The sequence below is a fragment of the Bradyrhizobium sp. NBAIM14 genome, from assembly GCF_020193895.1.
Classification (GTDB): domain Bacteria; phylum Pseudomonadota; class Alphaproteobacteria; order Rhizobiales; family Xanthobacteraceae; genus Bradyrhizobium; species Bradyrhizobium yuanmingense.
The window spans coordinates 22671-46544 of the sequence record NZ_JADYVQ010000004.1; the positions used below are offsets into that span (position 1 = coordinate 22671).

Annotated in this window: 24 protein-coding genes and 1 tRNA gene; 16 read left to right on the forward strand and 9 right to left on the reverse strand. The window is 63.8% G+C overall.

Features of this window, described 5'->3' with window-relative positions; all coding sequences use genetic code 11:
* The first annotated feature begins 51 nt into the window (after window positions 1-51).
* The 7 genes from I6F28_RS11850 (at window position 52) to I6F28_RS11880 (ending at window position 7454) form a co-directional block, all read left to right on the forward strand.
* Window positions 52-2715: a glycosyltransferase gene (locus tag I6F28_RS11850; RefSeq protein WP_109143693.1), complete on the forward strand. Its 2664-nt coding sequence runs from the start codon at window positions 52-54 to the stop codon at window positions 2713-2715.
* 315 nt (window positions 2716-3030) lie between these two features.
* Window positions 3031-3106 (forward strand) — tRNA-Lys (locus I6F28_RS11855).
* 1189 nt (window positions 3107-4295) lie between these two features.
* A complete protein-coding gene (locus I6F28_RS11860) occupies window positions 4296-4643 on the forward strand; it encodes a response regulator (protein ID WP_036012559.1) in 348 nt (115 codons plus the stop codon).
* Between the two features lie 116 nt (window positions 4644-4759).
* The gene (locus I6F28_RS11865) at window positions 4760-4951 is read left to right on the forward strand and encodes a hypothetical protein (protein ID WP_225112455.1); all 192 of its coding nucleotides are present in this window, start codon (window positions 4760-4762) and stop codon (window positions 4949-4951) included.
* A gap of 1447 nt (window positions 4952-6398) precedes the next feature.
* Window positions 6399-6593, forward strand: a complete 195-nt coding sequence (locus I6F28_RS11870; protein WP_225139966.1) for a hypothetical protein — start codon at window positions 6399-6401, stop codon at window positions 6591-6593.
* 207 nt (window positions 6594-6800) lie between these two features.
* Entirely contained in the window at window positions 6801-6959 is a 159-nt protein-coding gene (locus I6F28_RS11875; protein ID WP_164936882.1) for a hypothetical protein, read from the forward strand.
* 324 nt (window positions 6960-7283) lie between these two features.
* The gene (locus I6F28_RS11880; protein ID WP_225139967.1) at window positions 7284-7454 is read left to right on the forward strand and encodes a hypothetical protein; all 171 of its coding nucleotides are present in this window, start codon (window positions 7284-7286) and stop codon (window positions 7452-7454) included.
* A 13-nt stretch (window positions 7455-7467) separates the two neighbouring features.
* Here the strand turns inward: I6F28_RS11880 and I6F28_RS11885 are convergent, their stop codons facing one another.
* Window positions 7468-8139, reverse strand: coding sequence for a hypothetical protein (locus I6F28_RS11885; protein ID WP_036012564.1), 672 nt, complete (start codon window positions 8137-8139; stop codon window positions 7468-7470).
* Window positions 8140-9414: 1275 nt separating this feature from the next.
* Window positions 9415-12513, reverse strand: coding sequence for a DEAD/DEAH box helicase (locus I6F28_RS11890; RefSeq protein ID WP_225140152.1), 3099 nt, complete (start codon window positions 12511-12513; stop codon window positions 9415-9417).
* A 539-nt stretch (window positions 12514-13052) separates the two neighbouring features.
* Between I6F28_RS11890 and I6F28_RS11895 the strand changes: the two genes are divergently transcribed.
* The gene (locus tag I6F28_RS11895) at window positions 13053-13298 is read left to right on the forward strand and encodes a hypothetical protein (RefSeq protein ID WP_420887872.1); all 246 of its coding nucleotides are present in this window, start codon (window positions 13053-13055) and stop codon (window positions 13296-13298) included.
* A gap of 4 nt (window positions 13299-13302) precedes the next feature.
* On the opposite strand, the gene I6F28_RS11900 is transcribed toward I6F28_RS11895, so the two are convergent.
* The gene (locus I6F28_RS11900; protein WP_157286040.1) at window positions 13303-13695 is read right to left on the reverse strand and encodes an NUDIX hydrolase; all 393 of its coding nucleotides are present in this window, start codon (window positions 13693-13695) and stop codon (window positions 13303-13305) included.
* A gap of 145 nt (window positions 13696-13840) precedes the next feature.
* The gene (locus tag I6F28_RS11905) at window positions 13841-14920 is read right to left on the reverse strand and encodes an AI-2E family transporter (protein WP_370141315.1); all 1080 of its coding nucleotides are present in this window, start codon (window positions 14918-14920) and stop codon (window positions 13841-13843) included.
* A gap of 226 nt (window positions 14921-15146) precedes the next feature.
* Here I6F28_RS11905 and I6F28_RS11910 point away from each other — a divergent pair, with 226 nt between their 5' ends.
* Complete coding sequence (locus tag I6F28_RS11910; RefSeq protein ID WP_225139968.1) at window positions 15147-15374, forward strand: hypothetical protein; 228 nt, start codon at window positions 15147-15149, stop codon at window positions 15372-15374.
* Between the two features lie 102 nt (window positions 15375-15476).
* Window positions 15477-15779, forward strand: coding sequence for a hypothetical protein (locus tag I6F28_RS11915; protein ID WP_027575377.1), 303 nt, complete (start codon window positions 15477-15479; stop codon window positions 15777-15779).
* A 24-nt stretch (window positions 15780-15803) separates the two neighbouring features.
* Here I6F28_RS11915 and I6F28_RS11920 read toward each other — a convergent pair whose 3' ends face one another.
* Window positions 15804-16250 (reverse strand): hypothetical protein, encoded by a 447-nt coding sequence (locus tag I6F28_RS11920; RefSeq protein ID WP_225139969.1) that lies wholly within the window; start codon window positions 16248-16250, stop codon window positions 15804-15806.
* Window positions 16251-16376: 126 nt separating this feature from the next.
* Complete coding sequence (locus I6F28_RS11925) at window positions 16377-16592, reverse strand: hypothetical protein (protein ID WP_036012594.1); 216 nt, start codon at window positions 16590-16592, stop codon at window positions 16377-16379.
* A 657-nt stretch (window positions 16593-17249) separates the two neighbouring features.
* Between I6F28_RS11925 and I6F28_RS11930 the strand changes: the two genes are divergently transcribed.
* The 3 genes from I6F28_RS11930 to I6F28_RS11940 all read left to right on the forward strand — a co-directional run bounded on the left by I6F28_RS11930 (window position 17250) and on the right by I6F28_RS11940 (window position 18905).
* On the forward strand, window positions 17250-17837 hold the full coding sequence (locus I6F28_RS11930) for a formyltransferase family protein (RefSeq protein ID WP_036012580.1): 588 nt from the start codon (window positions 17250-17252) through the stop codon (window positions 17835-17837).
* A 227-nt stretch (window positions 17838-18064) separates the two neighbouring features.
* Window positions 18065-18415, forward strand: coding sequence for a hypothetical protein (locus I6F28_RS11935; protein WP_036012597.1), 351 nt, complete (start codon window positions 18065-18067; stop codon window positions 18413-18415).
* On the forward strand, window positions 18360-18905 hold the full coding sequence (locus I6F28_RS11940) for a hypothetical protein (RefSeq protein WP_036012583.1): 546 nt from the start codon (window positions 18360-18362) through the stop codon (window positions 18903-18905). The genes I6F28_RS11935 and I6F28_RS11940 overlap by 56 nt, the downstream gene beginning before the upstream one ends.
* 51 nt (window positions 18906-18956) lie before the next feature.
* Here I6F28_RS11940 and I6F28_RS11945 read toward each other — a convergent pair whose 3' ends face one another.
* Window positions 18957-19355 (reverse strand): RidA family protein, encoded by a 399-nt coding sequence (locus tag I6F28_RS11945; RefSeq protein ID WP_225139970.1) that lies wholly within the window; start codon window positions 19353-19355, stop codon window positions 18957-18959.
* Between the two features lie 153 nt (window positions 19356-19508).
* Here I6F28_RS11945 and I6F28_RS11950 point away from each other — a divergent pair, with 153 nt between their 5' ends.
* Together I6F28_RS11950 and I6F28_RS11955 are read left to right on the forward strand one after the other, a co-directional pair.
* Window positions 19509-20384: a DMT family transporter gene (locus I6F28_RS11950; protein WP_225140153.1), complete on the forward strand. Its 876-nt coding sequence runs from the start codon at window positions 19509-19511 to the stop codon at window positions 20382-20384.
* Window positions 20385-20585: 201 nt separating this feature from the next.
* Entirely contained in the window at window positions 20586-22019 is a 1434-nt protein-coding gene (locus I6F28_RS11955) for a caspase family protein (protein WP_057029251.1), read from the forward strand.
* A gap of 191 nt (window positions 22020-22210) precedes the next feature.
* Here the strand turns inward: I6F28_RS11955 and I6F28_RS11960 are convergent, their stop codons facing one another.
* Both I6F28_RS11960 and cysK read right to left on the reverse strand, forming a co-directional pair.
* Window positions 22211-22450, reverse strand: coding sequence for a BrnA antitoxin family protein (locus I6F28_RS11960; protein ID WP_036012607.1), 240 nt, complete (start codon window positions 22448-22450; stop codon window positions 22211-22213).
* 3 nt (window positions 22451-22453) lie between these two features.
* Window positions 22454-23431, reverse strand: a complete 978-nt coding sequence (gene cysK, locus I6F28_RS11965) for a cysteine synthase A (RefSeq protein ID WP_036012610.1) — start codon at window positions 23429-23431, stop codon at window positions 22454-22456.
* A gap of 222 nt (window positions 23432-23653) precedes the next feature.
* Between cysK and I6F28_RS11970 the strand changes: the two genes are divergently transcribed.
* The gene (locus I6F28_RS11970; RefSeq protein ID WP_036028144.1) at window positions 23654-23872 is read left to right on the forward strand and encodes a hypothetical protein; all 219 of its coding nucleotides are present in this window, start codon (window positions 23654-23656) and stop codon (window positions 23870-23872) included.
* Window positions 23873-23874: the final 2 nt, after the last annotated feature.

Sequence of the window (23874 nt, forward strand, 5' to 3'; positions counted from 1 at the left end):
CGGGGTCGGATCCGCTTCCCTGCCACCTCAGCCCCTATTGGTTTAGCCGCGATGCGCGTTGTCGCCGCCGTTCTGTTGCTCGTGTCTGCGCTCCACGCAGGCAGTTGGGGAGTCCTGCGCGACAGGGAACCTGCGCCGGACTTCAAGGGCCTGGTGCCGAGCCTGTCCTATACGCCGTTCGAACCGGGCCATGTCGTCGACCTCAAGGTCGACCCCGACAAGATTCGCGCGGACTTGAAGAAGCTCTCGACCCTCACGCGAGCGATCCGGTCCTACACCGCGACGGAAGGCAGCGAGCTGGTGCCGCCGATCGCGGCCGAGTTCGGCCTCAAGGTCACGGTCGGCGCGTGGATCGACAAGGACGAGGATCGCAACGAGCGGGAGATCAAGGCCGCCATCGAGCTCGCCCGCAAGAACAGCAACGTGATCGGCATCGTGGTCGGCAACGAGGTGATCTACCGCGGCGAGATGAAGGTCGAGGACCTCATCAGCAAGATCAAGAAGGTCAAGAGCGCGGTCCGTGTTCCCGTGACGACGGGCGAGATCTGGAACATCTGGCGCGATTTTCCGGACCTCGCCTCCAGCGTCGACTTCATCGCCGCGCACGTGCTGCCCTATTGGGAAAACTTCCGTTCGGATCAGGCCGTCGACCAGGCCGTGGACCGCTACGACCTCCTGCGCAATCAGTTCCCGGGCAAGCGCATCGTGATCGCCGAGTTCGGCTGGCCGAGCGCAGGCTATAATTTGCGCAACGCAGATCCAGGTCCGTTCCAGCAGGCGCTGACCTTGCGCAACTTCGTCACCCGCGCCGAAGCGCTCGGCATGGACTACAACATCGTCGAAGCCCTCGATCGGCCCTGGAAATTCTTCGAAGGCGGCGTCGGTCCGTATTGGGGCGTCCTCAATGCCAGCGGCGAGCCGAAATTCGCCTGGACCGGCCCGGTCGAGAACCCCGACTATTGGAAGCTGATGGGTATCGCGCTGCTGGTCGGCGTGCTGCTGTCGTTACCGATCCTGCGGATCGAGAAGGCGACCGCGAGGCAAGCCTTCCTGCTGTCGGCGACCGCCAACGGCGTCGGCGCCTGGGCCGCGACCGTGTTCGCCTATTGGAACGGCCACTACTTCCTGTTCGGCTCCGCTTTCGCGCTGACGCTCGGCATGATCCTCCTTGTTCCGCTGGTCCTCATCGCGATGGCGCGCATCGACGAGATCGCCGCGGTTGCCTTCGGCCGGCCGCCGCAGCGCCTGATCGCCAAGAACAAGCCGGTCGAGAACGTGCCCGAGGATTACTGCCCCAAGGTCTCGATCCATATCCCCGCTTATTTCGAGCCCGTCGAGATGCTGAAGCAGACGCTGGATGCGCTGTCGCGGCTGAACTACCCGAACTACGAATGCGTGGTCATCATCAACAACACGCCGGATCCCGCCTTCTGGCAGCCGATCCAGGACCATTGCCGCGCGCTCGGTGAACGCTTCAAGTTCATCAACGCCGAGAAGGTGCAGGGCTTCAAAGCCGGCGCGCTGCGGATTGCGATGGACCGCACCGCGGCGGATGCCGAGATCATCGGCATCCTCGATGCCGACTATGTCGTCGAGCCCGATTGGCTGAAGGACCTCGTGCCTGCTTTTGCCGACCCGCGCGTCGGCCTCGTGCAGGCGCCGCAGGAGCACCGCGACGGCGATCTGTCGATCATGCACTACATCATGAACGGCGAATATGCCGGCTTCTTCGACATCGGCATGGTCCAGCGCAACGAGGCCAACGCCATCATCGTGCACGGCACGATGTGCCTGATCCGCCGCGCCGCGATGGACATGGCCGGCGGCTGGTCGAGCGACACGATCTGCGAGGACTCAGATCTCGGCCTTGCCATCCAAGAGCTCGGCTGGACCACCCACTACACGAATACCCGCTACGGCGCAGGCCTCCTGCCGGACACCTACGAGGCCTTCAAGAAGCAACGGCACCGCTGGGCCTATGGCGGCCTGCAGATCGTCAAGAAGCACTGGCGCCGCTTCCTGCCCGGCGCAAGCCGGCTGACGCCCGACCAGAAGCGCGAATATGGCCTCGGCTGGCTGAACTGGCTGGGCGCCGAAAGCCTCGGCGTGGTCGTGGCGCTGCTCAACCTCATCTGGGTGCCGATCGTCGCCTTCGCCGACATCGCCATTCCCGACAAGATCCTGACGCTGCCGATTGTCGGCGCCTTCATCGTCTCGCTGGTGCACTTCCTGTCGATGTACCGCGCCCGCGTCGCCATCAAGCCCGGCCAGATGCTGGGCGCCATGATCGCGGCGATGAGCGTGCAATGGACGGTGTCGCGCGCGGTGGCGCAGGGCCTGATCACCGAGCACATCGCCTTCGCCCGCACCTCCAAAGGCGGCCTGTCCCGCATGTCGATCGAGTTCCAGGCGTTCTGGGAAGCCGTGATCGGCACCCTGCTCCTGGTCGGCGCCGGCGTGCTGATCGCCACCAACAGCTACAAGCAGATCACCGAGATCTACATCTTCGCCGGCGTCTTGGTGCTGCAGAGCCTGCCGTTCCTCGCCGCCGTCGCCATCGCCATCCTCGAGCTCAGCCGCATCAACTCGTTCCAGTTCTGGCGCGACAGCGCGATCCGCACCGCCGAGCTGATCGGCCTGCGCCCGGTCGCGCTGCCCCACCCGACCGGCACGCCGCAGCCGGTGCCGAGCGAGGTCCGGCGGGAGACGAACTGATCCTGCTCCACGCCGGTCTTCGGCCTCGTGCCTGGAATCACGTGGTCTCCGGCGTGGATGACCGGCCGCCAATCGAGGTGAGAATTTTGGCCTAAGCGACGGATAGCCCAGGCAAATCCCCGCTCCTGCCGCGATCTTCGGCAACCACCCGCACTATTGACCTCCGCAGCCACTCCCCCTACACAGCGCGGGCCGAAGGCATGATCCGGAAACAGCCGGTTTTCCCCGCGACGCGATCTCTAGGCGAAGCGGCAAGACATGCCTCTCGAATGTCCGAACACGATGGCGATCTCTTCGAGCCATCAGCGGCCATGGGAGCGCGTAGCTCAGCCGGTAGAGCACGTGACTTTTAATCACGGGGTCCTGGGTTCGAGCCCCAGCGCGCTCACCAAGCTAATCAAGCACCTAGAGCCAAAATTCAGCCCTTCGAGTTGAGGGGATTTTTGGGGCCTGCACACAGTGTGCACACTCGCCGGGTGCAGCCATGACCGCCATCGATATTGTCGGCTGGGTTCTCTTGGCAGTGGTTATGGTGCTAACCCTAGGCTTTGCGAAGAAGCCGCCAACGTGAGCCGTGCCATTCACAGCGGGTTCATACGTGCTGAGGCACGCTGCGCCCCATGGAGATTCTCAGATGATCGTTTCCGTGCTCGCCGCAGCATTACTTATGGGCCCGCCCGTGCCGGGGCTGGTTCAGCCACCCATCCAGCAGGTCCAGTATGGTGTGCAAAGACACCCGCCTCCATGCGGCCACGGTTGGGACCTGAGCGCCCGAGACGGCATGTGTTATCCGAACGGAGCCCTCCCTCCTCAAGAACAAGCTGCGCGGCAGTACTATCATCGCGGCGGCGGAGGTTACGGTGGAGGCTACGGTAGACATCCCGTCCGATGCGGCCACGGCGCCGACGTCGATATTCGAGACGGTCGGTGCTACCCCAACGGCACGGTGCCGCCACAGTTTCAGCAGGGCCGGCAGGGATATTACGGTTATGGCGACTATTATCACCGCCCAAGGCGCCATTACTATTAAGCTATCAAAGGCCCGCCAGCGCGAACCGGCGGGCTCCTGTCACAAGCCTGTGGCATGTCCGTTGCACAGTCGAAGCCAACTGGGATTTCAGCGCTCAGTTTGAGAATGACACGCTGCCGGGACATGTATTTCGAGCCCGGCAGCGTTCGATTTCGAGACTCGTGAGACAACCGCTATGGCATGAGCAGAATCAAGCGCACGGGCACATTTCCGGAGCCTGCTGCTTCGCCTCCTCCGGATCATCGTCCTCAGCGTCGCTGTCGTCCTGCTCCATGTCGGTGAAATAGTCGCCTCGCATGCTCTTGGTTCATTGCCCGATCCAGGCTCCCGGCCCTGGGTTCGAGCCCAGCGCGCTCACCAATAAAATCAAGTAGCAAAAATCGAAATGCCGTCCGGCTCAGCAGGTGGGCAGGAACAAAGGTCACCCGTTCCAGCTTGAGTCTCGCTGGCTCGTCGGCCGAGTTGGCGGAGGCGGCGCCGACCAGCCGGCACTATGTTTTCTGCGCATGGGTCCTCATGTCGTGGACGAAGAGCGCGACTGGAGGGAGACTTGCGGGTTCTTGTAGCCGAAGACGAAGACCTGATCCGGGACGTGGTGGTCGACATCCTGGAGACTCACGGGCACGAGGTGATGGAAGCTGATAGCGGCGAGCGCGCGCTCGAGCTCTGTGCCGAAGCCACACCCGATCTCTTGTTCACCGACATCAGGTTGGCAGGCTCCCTGACGGGCTGGGATGTCGCCATCCAGTGCAGGCAATCCAATCCGCGCATGCCTGTGATCTACGCCACCGGCTACACGCACGCCGCTCCGCGTCCGGTGTCCGGCAGCATCATGCTCCAGAAGCCGTTCGGGCTTGAACGCCTCTTGGAAGCGATGCAGTCGCTCGCGGGCGATTAGCTGCAGCCAGCCGCGGTCAATGCTCCGCAGACTGACAATTGTCAGTCGTTCGACTCCACGCAGGAACGAAGGGCCTTCCGCACGCTTTGGCAGGAATGCCAAATGTCTCGCCCGGGATGGTCAGGCCGCTGCGGCTCGCTCTGCTGTATGGGCACCTGATCGCGCGGGGCACGCGGCTGTATCATCCGGGCGGCTCGCAGCCGGTGTGCAGCCTGTCATTTGCCAAGCAAATGGTCGAGGCGGGTTTGCTCTGCGCAAATGGCGAGAGCTTCGAGCTGACGCAGGAAGGCCGGAGCTTCGCCGGTTGATGCGCACATCATTGGCTTCCCCACGAACTCAACAACCGCTGGCGCGTGACCACGGTCGTGAAGTCAAGCGAGGCGTTCCAAGCAGCCCCCCGCCGGATCTGACAATCTACGGTGACAGTGCACTCAACTGTGAACGAAAACTCGACCAATTGCCACTTTTTCCCGAAACGATTCACATATGCGAATGAAGCTACAAAGAAGAATGCCGCTTCCTGAGAGGTGCTGGGCAAATCGGGAGCATGCTTCATTGACTGACGAGGTTCCGTCGCAAAGCCGATTTTTCATTCGCATGGGCGGCAAGGGTTGGATGGTCTACGATCGAGAACGCAGGGGCCCAGCACTGATCGGGACCGATATGGCGGCCAATCTGACCAAGGAGCGAGCTGAACAATTGCTACTTCTGCTGATGCCCTCACGCGCGGAGAGGTCGCGTGCGGCGAACGATGGTGGTCCGCCAGCGTGAACCGGTAGGCCCCAATGGTTGCGGCCTCCTTTCTCGGGCGCCGCATTCGAACGTGTTCACCGGCCGCCGTTCGCGTTGCCGTCGGGGCTGGTTCTGGCCTAGACCTCGAAATTTTAATGCTGGACGGTATCTTTTGAGACACCCAGCTCGAATGTTTGAGCAGACGATATCACCCGGCGTGCCACGCTGAGTGGTGCGTCGGGCGGCCTCGGTGTGTCCGCAGCCAGCCCCGGGACGCCCGGGGCCGTTCCTTTGGATTCACGTTTGTTGATGCAGGAACGTCCCTCCAGGACGAACATGTCGTTACCGGGGCTGGCAAGTTTCATCTCGGATCTATCGTAACCCGGTAGGGCCGCTGTTCCAGGGCGGCGGCCCTTGTTCTGAAGCGTGAACCGGGGGCCGCGCCTAGCGCCTCTTTGGCCGATCGGTTTCTGCTGATCGCGATTTAGGGTTGCCACCCTTGCGAATTGTCGGGGGCGGCTTGCCCGCGTGACTATGCCTCTCTTGCATTTGCTCGGCTGCGACTACGCGCGAGCGCAGATCTTCCAATGCGGAAAGCCCAGAAGCAAGCTCATCGAAACGCTGCTTCAGAACAGCGGTGTGATCGAAAGTGCCCATGTACCCCCTCCGTCAACGAGCCGACCGAAAAGTGGGAAAATCATGCAATCGAGGAATGCAGAGGCATGGAGTCAGTTCCTTTGAAGAGTGCTGCGCCGTTGTCGCAGTTCGTGCGATGCGACTCGGCTCCTCCATCCGCGAACGCTCAGAGGCAGGCGTAACGGCCACGATCGCAAATCGCGCCTAGCGCCAATGACGGCCCCGACCGTGGGGGGCTTTTGGGGTGTGAGGCCGGGGCCGCTGGAGGTGCTTGGACCTTTGGGGAAGGCCAAAGCCACCGAAGACTAGGAAAAATCGGCAATCGCTTCTGCTCGCTTTCGCACATTGCTTGTACGTTTTGTTTGCGCAGAACGAAGCCAATTGCCAATGAAGGACTATCTGGCGCAGATCGAGAAACTTGGCAAAGATGCGGCCGAACGCGCCCTGATCCGCGACTTGGCTACCGATCCGGCCAAGCGCGAAGTGTTCGACAGGCTCGCAAGCCACCTCACGGTCCTTGCTGACCAAGTGGAAATGGCGATGGTTGAGCGGAAGGCCGGGACCGACCCGTCATGGCCTTAGAAGCACGTCGCGGATCCGGTGCCCGATCCGCGCAGACATGGCCCAGTGATTTTGTGGCTCCAGGCTTCGTAGCCGCATTGGTGGTCGACATGCTGAGCGGAGCTGCGGAGATGCTGATGCACCGCCAATCCAGATCAGCATGGGAACGTTTCGATCGGCACTGAGTCCTACAGGCGCAATCCATCCCGTTTCCTCGTGGATCGAACGATGGAAAAAGCACTCGCCTATGCCATCTCGGCGGCCCTTGTGGGCTTCGGTCTTTTGATCTTTTTCGCCGGTCTGTCTTCCAGCTCGCCCGCCTTATGGACGATCGTCGCGCTGGTCCCGATCACGATCGGGATCGTGAGCGCCTTTGGTCCTGTGTGACTTGATGTGGAAACCAGGGCTTTAGGTCAGCCCGTCTGTATTTTCCGAATCGGCAACCCGTGTTCGCTCTCTCGGAGCTTCCAACCGCTGGTGACGCGCGTGAGCCATTTCGTCTCGATGCTTCTGCTTGCGACGGCCCTGGTCCTGACGTTGTGCTTCGGAGTGGCGGCCTGGCGCCTCTCGGCAGACAAAGAGGCCGACATCACCGCCACGATTTCCCATCAGGAATACGGTTGGAGGCCAAGGCCCAGCAACTGAAACTTTGACAAACCCGCTGACATCGCGCCGGAAACGTGTAGGATTCCCCAAAACCGGAGGGACGGCATGTTTGAAATCAACGGTTTCGACACGGCGGGCGTCGTCAATCTCAAGCGGTCCTCACTCGCCGCGGCCCTCAAAAAGGCCAGGGAGCTGGTCGAGGACGGATGCTGGGACGTTCGGGTCGTTGATCCCACAGGCCGGGTCTATACCTCGTTCAAGGAGGAAGCGGCCTAGCCAGAACGCGTCCTCAGCTCTCCGGCGCCGCCACCGCAGCCGGCGCGGTCAGCGGAGCCCCTCCGATCGACACCGGCCCTAGAGGCCCCAGGGGCTTGGGCTCACGCACCAGCCGCTTGCGCATCGCGGCGGATAGTCCGTAGCGCGCATTCGCTCTGCGAACGGACGATGTCACGTCCGACATCATCACATTCTGCAGCGAGTCGACCTTGGCGATCAGCGTGGACAGCTGCGAGGAGATCTTCTTCACGTCGACCCGCTCGTCCGTGATGCTCTGCCGCAGCGACAGCAGCAAGAGTGAATCCTGCTGCAGCAAGGCTGCATTCTGCTGCAGCGTCTGGTTGTTCTCATGCAGCGAAGCGGTGTGCTGCTGCTGGGCCGACTGGATCTCCTTCAGGGCGGTGACGACCGGATCCGGTTTCGGTGCCGGTGCCTCCTGCCGCGGCAGCAGTTCGGCGAGGCTGGCAACATTCAATGACGGCATGCCGGAGGGCGACGTATAGATGGCCGCCGCGCCGTTGATGGCGAGGGCACACACCGCCAGCGGCAGGATCGTCTTGCGGCGGGGCGTGATTGGCGGCGTTTCAGCTTCCGGGCCTGCGGGTTCCTGCGCGCCTGCAGCGTCTGCAAGGGCGACGGCGTCGAGCTCTTCGGCGAAGCTTGGCGTTTCGAAGGACGTGGTCATTTGCACTGACCCCCATGGAGCGAGCAACAGGAAGCCGCCCCCTGGAACGCCCTCGCGACGATCCGCTTACGCAGCACCCATACACAACTGCCTAAAATTGTCGGCTTTCTGGATTAATTCCGCGTTAGCGGCGCGGCCGGCGGACGGGCCGGCGCCCCCGGCCGATTACGGATCCGGCGCAAGCTCCTCGCCGCGCATCCGGCAACAGCCATGCCAGCAACGGATTTTCCGAAGTTGGCATAATGCCACTGTTTTGCCCGACAAATCAACGGCCAAGTGACGGCGCCTCCGGCACGGACTCGGCACGATAGGCCTGATTCGGGTCGTGGACCACGCTTGCTTGGGCCACCTCGGCCGCGATGGACGCGCCGAATGCAGAACGCCTTATCGCACAAGCACATAGCTACTGTGCATGGGGTTGTTTTCGCACTTTCCGATTTACCCCTCGTCCAGCAGCTCGAACAGCTCGTGCGTCCGCTCAAACCGCGAGCGCCACATGTGCTTTGGTAGAGCGCGATGCACCGAGTCGACCTGTTCCCCCGTCGCTCGCAGATTACAAACCTGGTCCTATCGGGCTCGTAACGCGTTTGGGCGACACAGTCGTTCGTCGCTCGACCCGGGCCTTGGCATCCAGCACCTTGTCTCCAGCTCGTGCGGCTCGCGGCCGACTGATCTGGTCCGAAAGGCTCGAACCTCTCCCTGACAGACTATTTGAACCAACACTGGCGTTTCCTTGAGCCTGTGTTGCCGGTCGGAATCTTCTTTGGGAGAACGCCGAACCAGCGGCCTTTTGATCTTCATTGCTCGTGCCGCTGCCAATTGCGCCGATCGGCAGGCCATTTTGAGCGCGACCAGCCCCGGCATTTCTCGCGGCCTGAGCTGCCGCCCGCGACCTCGCAGGCGTGGCGGGCTGGACGTTCGAATTGGTCGCTTCGCTGTTGGTGCCCAGATCTCCGCCGGGCGCGATGTCCTTCGTCCCCATCCCTGGGGGTGCTGAGGGACCTGCATTGCCCGCACTCGTCCCCATTCCAGAAGGCGCCGAGCCGCCAGCGCTACCCTGCCCCGTTCCCATGCCCGCTCCGGCGGAGCCGGCATTTGCGCCGCCCGCTTGCACCAGGGCCAACAGACATGAGCCTGCGACAATCGTGGCAATCACTGGACGAATGGCATGTGACATCGGACGATCTCCTTCGCCACGCCCAAATTAACTATAATGGTGGAGCAGGGTTTCCGCTACGAATTCGCAGTTGCGAGCGCTGACGAACGCGCAAGCCCCTACCCCTCGTCCAGCAGCTCGAACAGTTCCTCTACCCGCTCGAACGGCGCATCGCGCATCGGGCTGTGATAGACGACGCGGTCGCCGTCGCGTTGCAGTGACTTGCCTCGCGACTTGCGCAGGCGTCCGGGCAGGAACGTCGCGGCCGCAGCTTCAGGCCCGACGTCGAGGCGGATGATGCCGCGTCGCTTGCATTCGATCCTGAGCTTGGCCGCGGCGAAGAAGTCGCGCGCGAGCTTTGGCAAGGGTCCGAAGCGGCGGGAGGTTTCCTCCTCGAGGTCGTCGAGATCGTCCTCGTCGTTGCATCGTGCGGCGCGGGCATAGAGCTCGAGCCGCACCGGCTCGGACTGCACATAGCTCTCGGGCAGCATGTCCCCGACCGGCAGGTTGAGGTCGGGCACCCACAGCTGCTCGTCGCTCTTCTCCGAGGCCATTTTCAGCAGGTGGCTGTAGAGCACCGGCCCGAACACCTGGACGTGGCCGGATTGCTGCTCCGAGAACAAATCGCCCGCGCCGCGCAGATCCAGGTCGCGCTCGCTGATGGCAAAGCCCGCGCCCGGCCGGCTGAACTCCTCGAGCACGGCGAGGCGCTTCTCGGATTGTCCGGACTCCGTCTCGGTGAGCAGATGCGCGAAGGCGCGGATGCCGCCGCGGCCGACGCGTCCGCGCAGCTGGTGCAATTGAGCGAGGCCGAATTTTTCCGGCCAGCACACCACGATGGTGTTGGCGCGGGGAATGTCGAGACCGCTCTCCACGATGTTGGTCGCGAGCAGGACGTCGGCATGGCCTTCGACGAAGCTCATCATGCGGTCGTCGATCTCGTCGGCCGCCAACCTGCCGTGCAGGCAGACGATGCGCAGGTCCGGCGCCACGGCCCGCACCCGCGCCAGCATGGGATCGAGATCCTGGATGCGCGGGCAGATCAGGAAGCTTTGGCCGTGGCGGCGCTGCTCGCGCAGCAGCGCCGAGGCGATCGCCGCATCCGACAGCGGCGCGATCCGGGTCGCGACCGGAAGCCGGTGCACCGGGGGCGAGGCGATCACGCTGAGATCGCGGAAGCCGGCGAGACCGGCGGCCAGCGTACGCGGGATTGGCGTCGCGCTCATCATCAGCACATGCACGTTCTTGGCGAGCCCCGCGAGCTTTGCCTTTTCCGCAGCGCCAAAATGCTGCTCCTCGTCGACGATGACGAGGCCGAGATCGTCGAACCTGACGTCCTTGCCGGTGAGCGCCTGCGTGCCGATCACAACCTTGATCCGGCCGCTGCGCAGGCCCTCCTTGGTCTCCCGCAGTGCCGCGCCCGAAGTGGCGCGCGAGAGGTTGCCGACCTCGATGCCGAACGGGGCAAATCGCTTCTGGAACGTCGCGACGTGCTGGCGGGCCAGCACCGTCGTCGGCACCGCGACCGCCACCTGCTTGCCTGACAGCACCACCGCGGCTGCGGCGCGCAGCGCGACCTCGGTCTTGCCGAAGCCGACATCGCCGCAGATCACCCGATCCATCGGATGGCCGGATGCGAGATCATCCAGCACGTCCCGGATCGCCTGGGCCTGGTCGATCGTCGTGAAGTAAGGAAAACGCGCGACGAACTTCTCGTAGGCCGATCCCGGCGGCACCAGCTTTTCGCCGCGCCGCCGCCGGCGCTGGCTGATGTGCTTGGCGAGCGCCTTGCCGGCGATCTGGATCTCGCGCTCGGCCTCGCTGCGGCGCGCCCACCACGTGCTGCCGTCCGCCTTATCGAGCGAAAGCCTGCCGAGCTCGGCGGCGTAAGGCCACATCAAGGCGAGATCGGGCGGCGGCACCAGCACCGCATTGTCGCCGGCGAACTTCAGGCGGATCATCTCGCGCATCGCGCCCCCGCCGGTGTTGACGGTCTGCAGGCCGTCGAGCACGGCAAGGCCGCGCTGGAGATGAACGACCACCGTGCCCTGCTCCGGCGCATCGGCATGGTCGAAGGCCGCGCTCCAGGCGCGCGCCATCGGCTGCGGATGATGCGCGCGGCTGCCGAGCACGTCGGACGCCGTCACCACGACCAGAGGCTTCTTCGCCGGCACGACGAAACCGGCATCGAGATCGGCGAGCAGCGCTGCCTCGCCGCCCCGCCCGCGCGCGGCCTCCTCCCAGTCTTCGCAGCGCTCCGCCTTGACGCCGCTCATCCGCTCCATCACGCGCAGATCGTCCTCGTGCGCGGCAACGAGGATCAGCCGCGACCCGGCCCGGCGCGTCTCCTCGACGAAGCCACGCAACGCCTTCCGGGAGGATGTCAGCTTCGAAAATTCCGGGATGGCCTGGAACGGTGCCGTCCGCGGCAGCACCTTGATGCCCTTGGAGAGCCGCCTCCAATCGCTGCGCCCGAGATATTCGCGCTCCCGCTCGCTGCGGGGCGCGGCCTCCTCGATCGTATCGAGCCATCCGTCGGCATGCGACGGCACGCCGGCATCGGCGATCCATCTGGCGCCCGCGCAATAATCGAACAGGCTGGCGCGCTTGCCGCCTTTGCCGGCAAGGCCGAGCCGCTCCGACATGGGATCGACGAGCAGCTCCCTGGTCTCGAAGATGATCCTATGCTCATGCGGGTCGAAGGCCACGATCCGTTTGATCGTGTGCTGCGAATGCTCGATCCGGAACGGCCCCAGCGCGCCCGCCGGGAATATCTCGAAGGTCTGGCCGTGGAACAGCGCCCCGCCCGGATAATCCGGCTCATCGTCAAGATCGTAACCGAGGGATTGCAGGCGGGACTCCAGCTCCTGCTCGGAGAACGTGCCGCCCACCTTCAAGCTCAGGCTCAGGCGCGACAGGCTGGCCGGCGGCGGCATCCGCTCCATCACCGCTTCGGCCGTCGATACCAGAAACACCGGCTTCTTGGACTTCGCAAGGCGCCTCAGCACGGAGGCTCTGCGCCCCGCGAGCTCGTGCGAGGGCTCCAGTTGATCGAACGGCAAGGTATTCAAGCGCGGAAACACCAGCACCTCGCAGGCGGGGTCGAGCGCGTGAATGACGCTGCCGAGCCGCTCCGCCCTGTTCTCGCTCTCGGCGAGAAACACGATGCCGCTGCGTCCGGACTGCTTCCATTGTCCAAGCAGATGAAGGGCCATCATGCCGAGAGGCGACGAAGACGAGATCGTGGCGCGCTGCGATCCTTTGCTCTTCTTCGGCGGCTTCTTGGCCACCCTTGCCTTCGTGGAAAGCCTCACTTGGACCCGTTTCTGCTCTTGAACCGCCGCAAACTGAATGCGAGCCGCCTTGCCCCTCGAATCGGCAGCTCGGCGCCATGCATATGGGATTTGCCCTGCGAACGCACCCCTCCTCGATAACGTTCGAGGCGGCGGCGCGATCCCTTTCGATCTGCTCTTGGCTGTGAGAATGGAGGCACGAAAAAGCCCCAGCGCTTGGAGCCACGCTGGGGCGTTTCGTTCGAAATGAATCGGTTAAGCAATGACGTCTTCATAGCAGCGGTTTCGCCGCGCGCTTGTGAACTGGTTCACACGTCTTGTTGGCTCGGCGATATCTGACGGCATCCAGCCAAGCCGGCATTCAAGCTTTCTTCAGACATTTCGGATCAGCTGACGATCCATTTCAAAGTGATTGTCATCCGCGCATGAGTTCGGTCCAGGTTCAGTGCACGCGGTGCAAGAACGTGTTTCGCGATCGCGCCGGCCGGTTGCAGGACGGCTATTCCAGGCAATGTCCGAGCTGCGAAGTCGTGCTGTTCTTCGCCGAGGACTCGCAGCATCCCTTCATCAAGCGGGCGATGCGCAGTGCGCGCCAGGCCCGCAAGGAGATGCGGGAGCTCCAGGCCGCGAAGCTCGCCGCACCCGAGCCGGAGGTGGCGCAATCGAGGAGGTTTGCTGGCAGGACGCGATCGGCGGCGCGGGAGGACTAGCGGCTCAGCTTCGCCGCCGCTTGCGCGGAAACAGGCGGTCGCGGATGTAGCGCGAGGTCGCCGTCAGGCGGATGCCGCGGGGCTTGTGCCAGGCGGCGCGGTCGATCTCCTTCTTGTCGCCGATCGCCAGCCTGCCCTTGGCGGACTTGGCGATGAAGATCGCGTCGCTCATCTTGCGGCCGGAGCGCTTGTTCCTCGCCTTCACTTCCTTCCAGAGGCTGATCCTGCCGAGCTTCAGCTTGGGCAATTCCTCCTTGATCTCCCGCCGCAGGCAGTCCTTCTCCGACTCGCGCGCACGCTTGCGGCCGCCCGGAAACATCCACAGGCCGTCCGACCGGCGTCTGACCAACAATACCTTGCCGCGCCTGGCGGCAACCAGCTTGGAAGACTTTGCCATTGCTGCCGTTGTCGAAAACAGAATCGACCCAATGGTAACTTGTCTAGTCAAACAGACAAGTTAGCGACGCAGCTTGATCACAGGCCGAACCGTACCCGATCCCGGTGCGCCATGGCGGGCAGTCCGCGCGCTGGCGGGCGCGAGATCAACCCTTCCCCGCCTCCGCCCGGTCCTCGGTCCTGATCCAGGCCATCATCATTTCCCAGGCCACCGACAGGATGATCGGTCCGATGAACAGTCCGACGATGCCGTGGGCCAGCGTACCGCCGATCACGCCGACGAAGATCACGATGGTCGGGGTGGTCAGGCCACGGCCCATGACCAGCGGCTTCAGCATGGTGTCGATGAAGCCGACCAGGACGAAGAACACGGTGAGCAGCAGCGCGGTGGTGACGTCCTTAGCGGTCCAGATCCAGATGATCACTGGCAGCAGCACCAGGAAAGCACCGATCTGCACGATCGAGAGCAGCAGCACGATGAAGGCAAGAAGGCCCGCGCTCGGCACCGAGGCGAGCTTGAAGCCGATTCCGGCGAGCAGCGCCTGGACGATCGCCACGCCAATGACGCCCTGCGCCACGGCGCGGATGGTCGCACCGGCGAGCGAGAGGAAATGCTCGCTTTGCTCCGGCACGATGCGAAACAGGAAGTTGCGGCCGGCCGCGACCAGGCGCGGCCCATGCGGAAACAGGAAGCCGGCCACGAACACGGAGACGAGAAACTGGAGCGTGCCAAGGCCGGCGTCGCCCGCGAGCGAGAGCAGCGGGCCGGCCAGCGGCTGAAGATACGGCGCCACCTCGCGCACCGCCGTCCGAACGTTGTTGTAGGCCTGATCCCAGAGCTCGTAGAGCCAGGGGCCGACCAGCGGCCAGGACTTAAGCTGCTCCGGAGCCGATTGGAGCACGAGGTCGCCGGTGCCGAGCTGGTGCGCCAGCTCACGCACGCCGTCCACCGCGCTGATGCCGAGCCAGGTCGCCGGGCCGATGACGATACCCAGCGTGATCAGGGTCAGGATTATTGCTGCGGTTTTGGGTCGGCCGCCCAGGATCTTGGCGACCCAGCTGAATGCCGGATAGAACGCGACCGCCAGCACGCCGCTCCAGGCCAGGATCGGCACGAATGGGCGGATGATCAGGAAGGTCCAGATGATCAGCAGGGCGAGCAGGCCGAGGCGGATCACGAGCTGGATGACGTCCTCGCCCGTCAGCAACTGACGGAGGCTTTTCACGGGCACAGCTTTCCTTGCGGCATGAACGCAACTTCCGCGCTTGCGGGCTCAGCCGTTATTGCCAGCAACGTATCTGGCGTCAAGACGACCGGCTGCCGGATACCGCATCGCCCGTCCCAACCCGGCTTGGCTAACGCGGGTTAACCGGATTTCCCCGCGCCGGTTTACGCCGCTGCAAATGCTGGTGACTACCGTTCTTCGTAGTCACCGAAACGCATTCTGGGCCATGGCCAACAGCATCTGGACGACCGAAGAATTCACCTGCACCGGTTGCGGCATGAACTACACCGCGACCAGAGAGGAGCACAGCGAGGCTCACAGCGGCAGCTTCAAATGCGGCATCTGCAGCGGCATCGTGCATGCCTGGTCCGGCAAGCACCACTTCTTCGGCTGGCAGGCCGTGAAGACGAGGCCACCGGTGTTCGGGCGGCGCTGGGCCGGCGTCGAATGGTAAGCCGCCTGCGGTGACGCCGGATCCGCCGAATTGCGCCGGCGCCGTTTGCACTCCGTTCACCGATCGCGGCTAGATCAGGACGGATCCTCCGCTTCGAACGCCATGGCCGACCTCAACGCCGTCCTGACCAGGCTCAACGACCGTCTGCTTCGTCTCGAGGGCGAGCTGTTCGTGCTGCGCTCGCTGGCGCGCGCGACATTGACCGCGGGCGACGACCATGCCGCGCGCATGCGCAAGCTGGTCGAGGCCGCAAAAGTCGCGCTCGACGACGAGGCCAAGCGCCCTCTCGACAAGCCGACCCGAAAATATGTCGATGCCGCAACCGCACTGGTAGAGGAGCTGCTGGTCGAACCCACCCCGGCGCGGCCGCTGTTCACGGTGATCGACGGCGGCCGGCGCGACTGAGCGCCCGCCTCAGCACGGCGATGACTACCGCCCATACATGCCCGGCGCACGTGCCCCGTGCGGGTAGCACTGTCCCTGCGAGTAATTGTAATCATAGCCGTCCGGACAGAGCCCGCCGCGTCGTCCGTAATATTGAGGGCGACCGTAAGCGCCGGGCGCGTGCGCACGATTCGGGTAGCACTCGCCTGTCGAGTAATTATAGTCGTAACCGTGCGGGCACAGGCCACCACGGCGCCCATAGCCCGAGCCGTGGCCCCCGGTGTAGACACCCGGCGCGTGACGGTCGTTGGGATAGCAGCGGCCGTTCGAGTGGTTGTAATCGTAGCCGTGTGGACATTGCCCGCCCGGACCGCCCCTGAACTGAACCTGCTCCACCATGGGCGCTGTCGGCGCCGCAGGCACGGTTGCAAACGCAAGCAGGCCGGCCAGCGCAAGTTCGATCATGACGATTCCTTCAAAACACGGGGACAAGCCTATCAGGATTCGCGTCCCACGAAACGACGTGGCAATTGACGCATGGCTGGCCTGAACCCCGCATGAACCGGGCTCGGACTGCGACAATGCGTCAACGCCAGGCATCGCGCACGATGCCGACGTCTAGATCGTGGACTTATCCGACTTGAGCCGGCTGAGCCCCGCCTCGATGATCGCGATCTCCTCGTCGATCTGACCGATCGGCAGGCTGAAATCATAGCCGGACCGGCTCTTCAGATCGACCGCGAGCCGCTGCCTGTGCATCATCAGCTCGTCCAATCCACGGCGGTTCTTCAGACGCACATAGGCGTCGACGATCTGCTCGATCGCGTTCGGCATGAGATCTGTCCCGGCGAAAAGGCCCGGCGGCGCGCCCACGCCGGCGGACGATTTCGGTGTCGCGGTACGCAATACAAATCCGCGACGGATTCGTCGATACGCCAAGCTGGTTGAGATCGTGTTACCGTTCGATGATTTCGTCAGTCGTGGGCATGAAAGGCCGCCGGCGGCCAAAAGCCGGGGTCGAAAACGGATGCGGGTTTGATTTGAAATGTCACCAGCCCCGGTTGGCGCACCCTTATCAGCCAATCCGAGTCAGCCAATCCGAGGCATCTCTGTTAAGAACGAAACACAGGAACCCGCTACAGGCTCTCGTCCACGACGCAGGGCCCCAGGCAACGGTAGGCGTCCGAGATCGGCGCCACCTGATGGCGCAACGCCGGTCGGGACCGCCGGGTAAGGCCCGCCAGCTTGGGCCGAAGTGGCCGCCAGCAGTGTCGCGACAGCGAAAAACCCGACGCTGCGCATTGCCTTCGCTCCCAAGCCGATGTCATGCCCGCTTGGAAGGCGCCGGACGGCTCGACGGCGCAATCCCGGCGTTCGCGCAAGCGGCGCCCGGCGCATTGTTGATAACCCACGCAAACGCTGCGCGGGTGGTGACAGGGCATGCGGACGTGTTATCGGGGGTGACGCAGTTGCGAGACGGATCGGACACCCATGCGAATTACCCTCGTCGGCTCCCGCCATTTTGGCGTGACCACCCTGAACATGCTCCGGGAGCATAGCGTCTCGGTCGTCCGGGTCGTGGTGGCGGACGCCGACGACCGCCTCGCCGCGGCGGCCAAGGCGGCGGGCATCGAGGTGCAGGTGCAAGCCAATCCCAAGCTGGTGGTGGCCTCCGAGATCGCCCCGGACACCGATCTGATCATCACCGCGCACAGCCATGCCAGGATCGGCAAGGATGCGCTCGCCGCCGCTAGGCTCGGCGGGATCGGCTATCATCCCTCGCTGCTGCCGCGCCACCGCGGCAAGGCCGCGGTGGAATGGACCATCAAGGAAGGCGACCCCATCGCTGGCGGCACGATCTACCATCTCGCCGACCGCATGGATGCCGGCGCGATCGCCGCCCAGGACTGGTGCTTCGTCAAGAAGGGCGAGACCGCACGAGAGCTTTGGGAGCGCGCGCTGGCGCCGCTCGGGCTCAAGCTGCTGGCCGACGTGATCGATTACGCCAAGGTCCACAAGGCGCTACCCGCCAAAGTCCAGGACGAGCAGTTCGCGACCTCCGCGCCGAGCCTCTCCTGAGCCAAGACCCTCTGAGCCGAAGTCTCCTGGAGCAAGCTCTTTCCGAGTCGTCCTGACGTTTACCCTTAACGTGCGGCGCCCTTGATTCTGCTTCGGAAATTGGAGCCAAAAGCGCAAATAAACCATTGTTCCCAAAGGAACAATTTTCGCTTTGGCATCGCAACAAATTTCCGTCACATTTCGTCCGAATAAGCGTCAACAACTCAGACACATTCAAGGACGAATTCATGCGTTTTGGTCGCATTGCGGTGTTCTGTGCCGCCCCAGTTCTCGCTGGCACCCTCGCCGCCCCCGCCTTCGCCCAGAATCCCTATGACGGCAATTGGCAAGTCACCATCGTGACCAAGAGCGGTTCGTGCGAGCCGACCGCAAGCTCGATGCTGACGGTTGCCGGCGGCAAGATCACCGCGCCCGGCGCTAACGTTTCCGGCACCATCGGCAGCGGGGGACTTGTGAAAGTTTCGATCAATGGTGCATATGCCAACGGTCAACTCAGCGGCAACGCCGGATCGGGGAAGTGGAATGGAGCATCTGCAGGCATACCGTGCAGCGGGCGGTGGGAAGCATCGCGCCAATAAACCAATTGAGGCTCGCGCCCGGAACCGGCGGCTGCTGATCGCGGCCGCCGTTTTGTTTGGGGCTGGGATCGCCGCGACCGAAAGCAGTGCCCAGTCCGGCCCGTTCGCCCCGCTGGCGGGCAGCTGGAGCGGCGGTGGCACGGTCACGCTGGATGACGGCTCGACCGAGCGGATCCGCTGCCGGGCCAAATACGCTCCGATCGGACCGACCATGGAGATGTCGCTGACCTGCGCCAGCGATGCCTACAAATTCAACCTCGGCGCCAACGTGAAGGCCGAAGGCGGCGCCATTGCAGGCAGTTGGTCCGAGACCAGCCGCAACATCTCCGGTTCGCTCCAGGGCCGCGGCAGCGGCGGAAGCTACGAGCTGGTGGCCTCCACCGCGGGCTTCAACGCCAACATCTCTCTCAAGACGTCCGGCAACAAGCAGAACGTCACGATGCGCGCGGACAGTCAGTTCCGCGGCGCGCACATCTCGATGTCGAAATAAGACGCTAGCTCACGCGACAATCGATCCGGCGCCCGCGCCGGATCGATTTTTTTATGGGCCGGGCACAAACGCCGTGACCTCGATCTCGACCTTGGCACGCTCGTCCACGAGGCCTCCGATATAGAGCAGCGTCGAGGGTGGAAAATTGCGGCCGAGCGTTTCCTTCCAGGCCGCGCCAATGCCGGCACCTGCCGCTTCGTACTCGGCGCGGCTGGTCAGGTACCAGGTCAGGCGGACGATGTGCTCGGGGCCGGCACCGGCCTCGCCCAGCAGCTTGACGATCCGCTTCAGCGCCGTCGCGACCTGGGCTGCCATGTCCGGATCGTAACTGCCGGCCTCGTCGCCCCCGGTTTGGCCGGCGAGTACCACCCACCGGCCCGGCCCCTCGGTCGCGACGCCGTGGGAAAAGCCGCGCGGTTTTTTCCACTCGGCCGGCTGCAAGATGCGCATGGGCAATGTCTCCCGATCTTTGTCGTTGTTCGCTGATGCCTTAGCATGCCGCCCGGCATCGCTGCATCCGCAGATTTGGCCGTTGCAAACGGCGGCAATGTCGCCGATACCGGCCGCCCCTCCTTGGTCCATCCCTTTCCGTATCCGCCGCAGATGAGCACCACACCGTCGAAAATGATGGCTGCACTGTGGATGGCCGGCTGGCTGTCGCTGATGCTGATCATGGCAGTGGCCGGGCGCGAGACCACGCGCGAGCTGAATGTTTTTCAGATCATGGAAATGAGGTCGCTCGCCGGCTTCGTCTTGCTCTCACCGATTATCTACCGCGCCGGCGGCTGGAAGGTACTCAAGACATCGCGCCTGCCGCAGCATGTCGGCCGCAATTTGGTGCACTATGTTGCCCAACTCGGCTGGTTCTTCGCACTGACACTGATCCCGATCGGCCAGGTGGTGGCAATCGAGTTCACCATGCCGATCTGGACGGCCGTCCTCGCGGCGAGCTTCCTGTCCGAGCGGATGACGCCATGGAAGATCGCCGCCATCGTGCTCGGCCTCGTCGGCGTTATCGTCATTGTCCGCCCCTCAACCGGGGAGATCAATCCGGGGCAGCTCATCGCGCTTGGCGCCGCCATGGGATTTGGCGTCGCGATGGCGCTGGTCAAATCGCTGACCCGCACCGAGAGTGCGCTCTCGATCCTGTTCTGGATGCTGGTGGTGCAGTCGGTTGCGGGCTTCATTCCGACGCTGTTGGTCTGGACGTGGCCGTCGCTCTATGTCTGGGGCTGGGTCGGCGTGATCGCCGTCTGCGGCACGTTCTCACATTATTGCCTGGCCAGTGCGATGCGCTACGCTGACGCGACGGTCGTGGTTCCGATGGACTTCCTGCGGGTTCCACTGACTGCAAGTGCCGGTTGGCTGTTGTATTCCGAGCGGCTCGACGCCTGGACCGTGCTCGGCGCCGCGCTGATCCTGTTCGGCAATTTACTCAATTTGAAGCCCGCTTCGTCGGTTCCCGCCCGGGCCAGGTGAACCTGGCGCCGTCTCGCGCGACAAAACCAAGTGGCCGTGTGATTTGGATCACGTTGGAGCGACACTCCATCGTGCACATTCGGCCACACAGCAGCGGGTTGAACGCAACGGACTGCCGTTTTGGTGGCGCGAAGTCGGGCACTTCGTGTAGGTTCGTGGCCGATTTGTTGCTGCCTGCAATTCGATTCTGGGGATTTCAGAATGCGCTATCTCACCCTCCTCGCTTCGCTGATGTGCATGGCGCTGTCGATCAGTGCCGCCAAGGCTGACCGCCGCGTCGCCTTCGTCGTCGGCAACGGCTCCTACAAGAACGTCGCGCAATTGCCGAACCCGCCGATCGACGCCAAGGCGATGGCGGCCACGCTGCGCAATGTCGGCTTCGAGGTGATCGAAGGCTCCAATCTCAGCCGCGACCAGATGACCGAGAAGCTGCTTGATTTCGGCCGCAAGGCGCAAGGCTCCGATATCGCGCTGTTCTATTATGCCGGCCACGGCATCGCCGTCAGCGGCACCAATTACCTGCTGCCCGTCGATGCCGACATCAAGTCGGAGATGGACGTCAAGCTGGGCGCCGCCATCAACATCGACCTGACGCTCGAGCAGACCATGGGCGATGCCAAGGTCAAGCTCGTCTTCCTCGACGCCTGCCGGGACAATCCGTTCGCCGCGAAGATCAAGTCGAATTCGGCGACCCGCAGCGTCAACGTCCAGAGCGGCCTCGCCGAGATGAAGTCCGGCGAAGGCACGCTGATCGCGTTCGCCACCGGCCCGGGCCAGACCGCACTCGACGGCCAGGAAGGCAACAACAGCCCGTTCACGCGGGCGTTGATTGACAACATCACCAAGCCCGGCGTCGAGATCCAGCAGGCCATGACGTCGGTGCGCGCTCAGGTCAATGAAGAGACCCGCAAGGGCCAGCTGCCCTGGGGCCACACCAACCTGACCGGCTCCGTCTATCTCAATCAGGCGCCGACCACCCAGGTCGCCGCTGCGGCCCCGACCGCGACCGGCATTGTGCCGGCGGCGACCGGAAGCTCGGACGGTGTCGAGCTCGAATACTGGCGCTCGGTTAAGGAGTCCAACAAGGCCGAGGAGCTCAATGCCTACCTCACCGCTTACCCGAACGGCCAGTTCAAGGCGCTGGCGCTGGCGCGGCTAGCGGCGATCAAGAGCGGCCCCTCGACCGCGACCCGCACGCTCAATGCCGGCGTCGATCCCGCCACCTTCACGGATGAGGCTACCCAAGTGACCGAGGACCAAATCGGTCTCGACAAGAACAAGCGTCGCGACGTGCAGCGTCGACTCACGGCGCTCGGCTTCGACACCAACCAGACCGGCGTCTTCAACGACGAAACGCGGTCCGTGCTCAAGCGCTGGCAGACTGCGCGCGGCTATCCCTCGTCGGGTTATCTCAACAAGAACCAGCACAAGGCCCTGCTCTCGGAAATCGTGGCTGCCCCGGCAACGGCGAGCGACGGCAGCCAGAAGCCGGCTCGGCGCGCCGCCACCGCCCCGGCTCAGAGCAGCGCGCCGGCACCGGCTCCCCAGCCACGCAGCAATCCCGGCGATGCTGCCGGTGCGGCCTTCGTCGGTGGCGTCGTCGGCGGCATGATGGGCGGCATGTTCCGCCGCTGAGAGCGAGACGGATCCCAGACGACAGAAGCCCGGCTCGCGCCGGGCTTTTTCGTTTGTGATCCTCATGGTGAGGAGGCGCGAAGCGCCGTCTCGAACCATGAAGGCGCGCCTCGACCAGCGGGGCCTTCATCCTTCGAGACGCTTGCTTCGCAAGCTCCTCAGGATGAGGAGCTACAGCCCATCCGCGAAGTCTACTTCCCTGCCACCTTGCGCAGCGCCTCGTTGATGCGATCCTGCCAGCCAGGACCGCCCTCCTGGAAGAACTCCAGCACGTCCTGGTCGATGCGCAGCGTGACCTGCTCCTTGATGCCGGGCACGGCGTTTTGCTTGGGCGGCGCCGTGGCGACCTTGGCCGTCACCTTCTTGAACGCCGCCTCGGCCTCGGTCCTGGCATCGCCCAGCGTGCGCGGCCGTCTCGGTTGATCCGCCATGTCCTAGATTCCCTCAAACAGAGCCGTCGAAAGATACCGCTCGGAGAAGGACGGCACGATCGCCAGGATGGTCTTTCCGGAAGCTTCCGGCCGCTTGCCGATCTCGAGTGCGGCGGCGATCGCGGCGCCCGAGGAGATGCCGCCCGGAATGCCCTCATGCCGCGCCAGCGCGCGCGAGGTCTCGATCGCCGTGGTCGAGTTGATCTTCACGATCTCATCGATCACGGAGCGGTCGAGGATGTCAGGGACGAAGCCGGCACCAATGCCTTGGATCTTGTGCGGAGTATGCTGTCCCCCCGAGAGCACCGGGCTCTCCTCCGGCTCGACCGCGACCACACGCAAGCCCGGCTTGCGCGGCTTGAGTACCTGGCCGACGCCGGTGATCGTGCCGCCGGTGCCGACGCCGGCCACGAAGAAGTCGATGCTGCCGCCGGTGTCGTTCCAGATCTCCTCCGCGGTGGTGCGGCGGTGCACCTCCGGATTGGCGAGGTTCTTGAACTGCTGCGGCATCACCGAATTCGGCGTCGTCTTCAAGAGCTCCTCGGCGGCCGCGATGGCGCCCTTCATGCCCTGCGCCGCCGGCGTCAGCACCAGCTCCGCGCCGAGAAAGGCCAGCATCTTGCGTCGCTCGATCGACATCGATTCCGGCATCACCAGCTTGAGCCGGTAGCCGCGGGAGGCCGCGACGAAGGCGAGCGCAATGCCGGTATTGCCGGAGGTCGGCTCGATCAGCACGGTGTCCGGCTTGACGATGCCCGCCTTCTCCATCGCGATGATCATGGCCGCGCCGATGCGGTCCTTCACGCTCGCGGCAGGATTGAAATATTCTAGTTTTGCCAAAATGGTCGCGTTCACGTCGTGCATGCCGGGCAGCCGGCGCAAGCGTACGATGGGCGTGTTGCCGAAGGCATCGACGATCGAGTCATAGATCCGGCCACGGCCGGGTTGGTGCGCTGCACCCGTGTTGGACGATACGTCCATGATGAACTCCCTGTGGCGACGATCTGCACGTCTGTCGCGGCCCTGCGCAGTTACGGACAGCTTGCGGCGACACGCAAGCGGCTATGCAGCACATGTTAAATACGCTGCATCGCAAAATCGCGTGAGCTTTAATTAGCAGAAAACCAACGCATTTGTGTTGCGACCTCGTCAACTGATTCTGCTTATGTTAGACTTAGGTCTCAAAGCAGGGAGGTCACCACGATGTCAGCGGTTGCTGAAGTGATGTCGACCGTAGCGCTAAGGCGTGATCCGCGTTGCAGCGAGTTGCCGACCTGTCCCGTCTGCGCCGACTCCATGGTCGCCGCTGAAGCATCTGCCTACGTCTCGGACCACATCATCAGCTACCTCTGGACTTGCGACAATTGCGGCTACGGCTTCGTGACCAAGCATGCCGTGAAGCGGCGGCTCGTGTGCAACTGAGT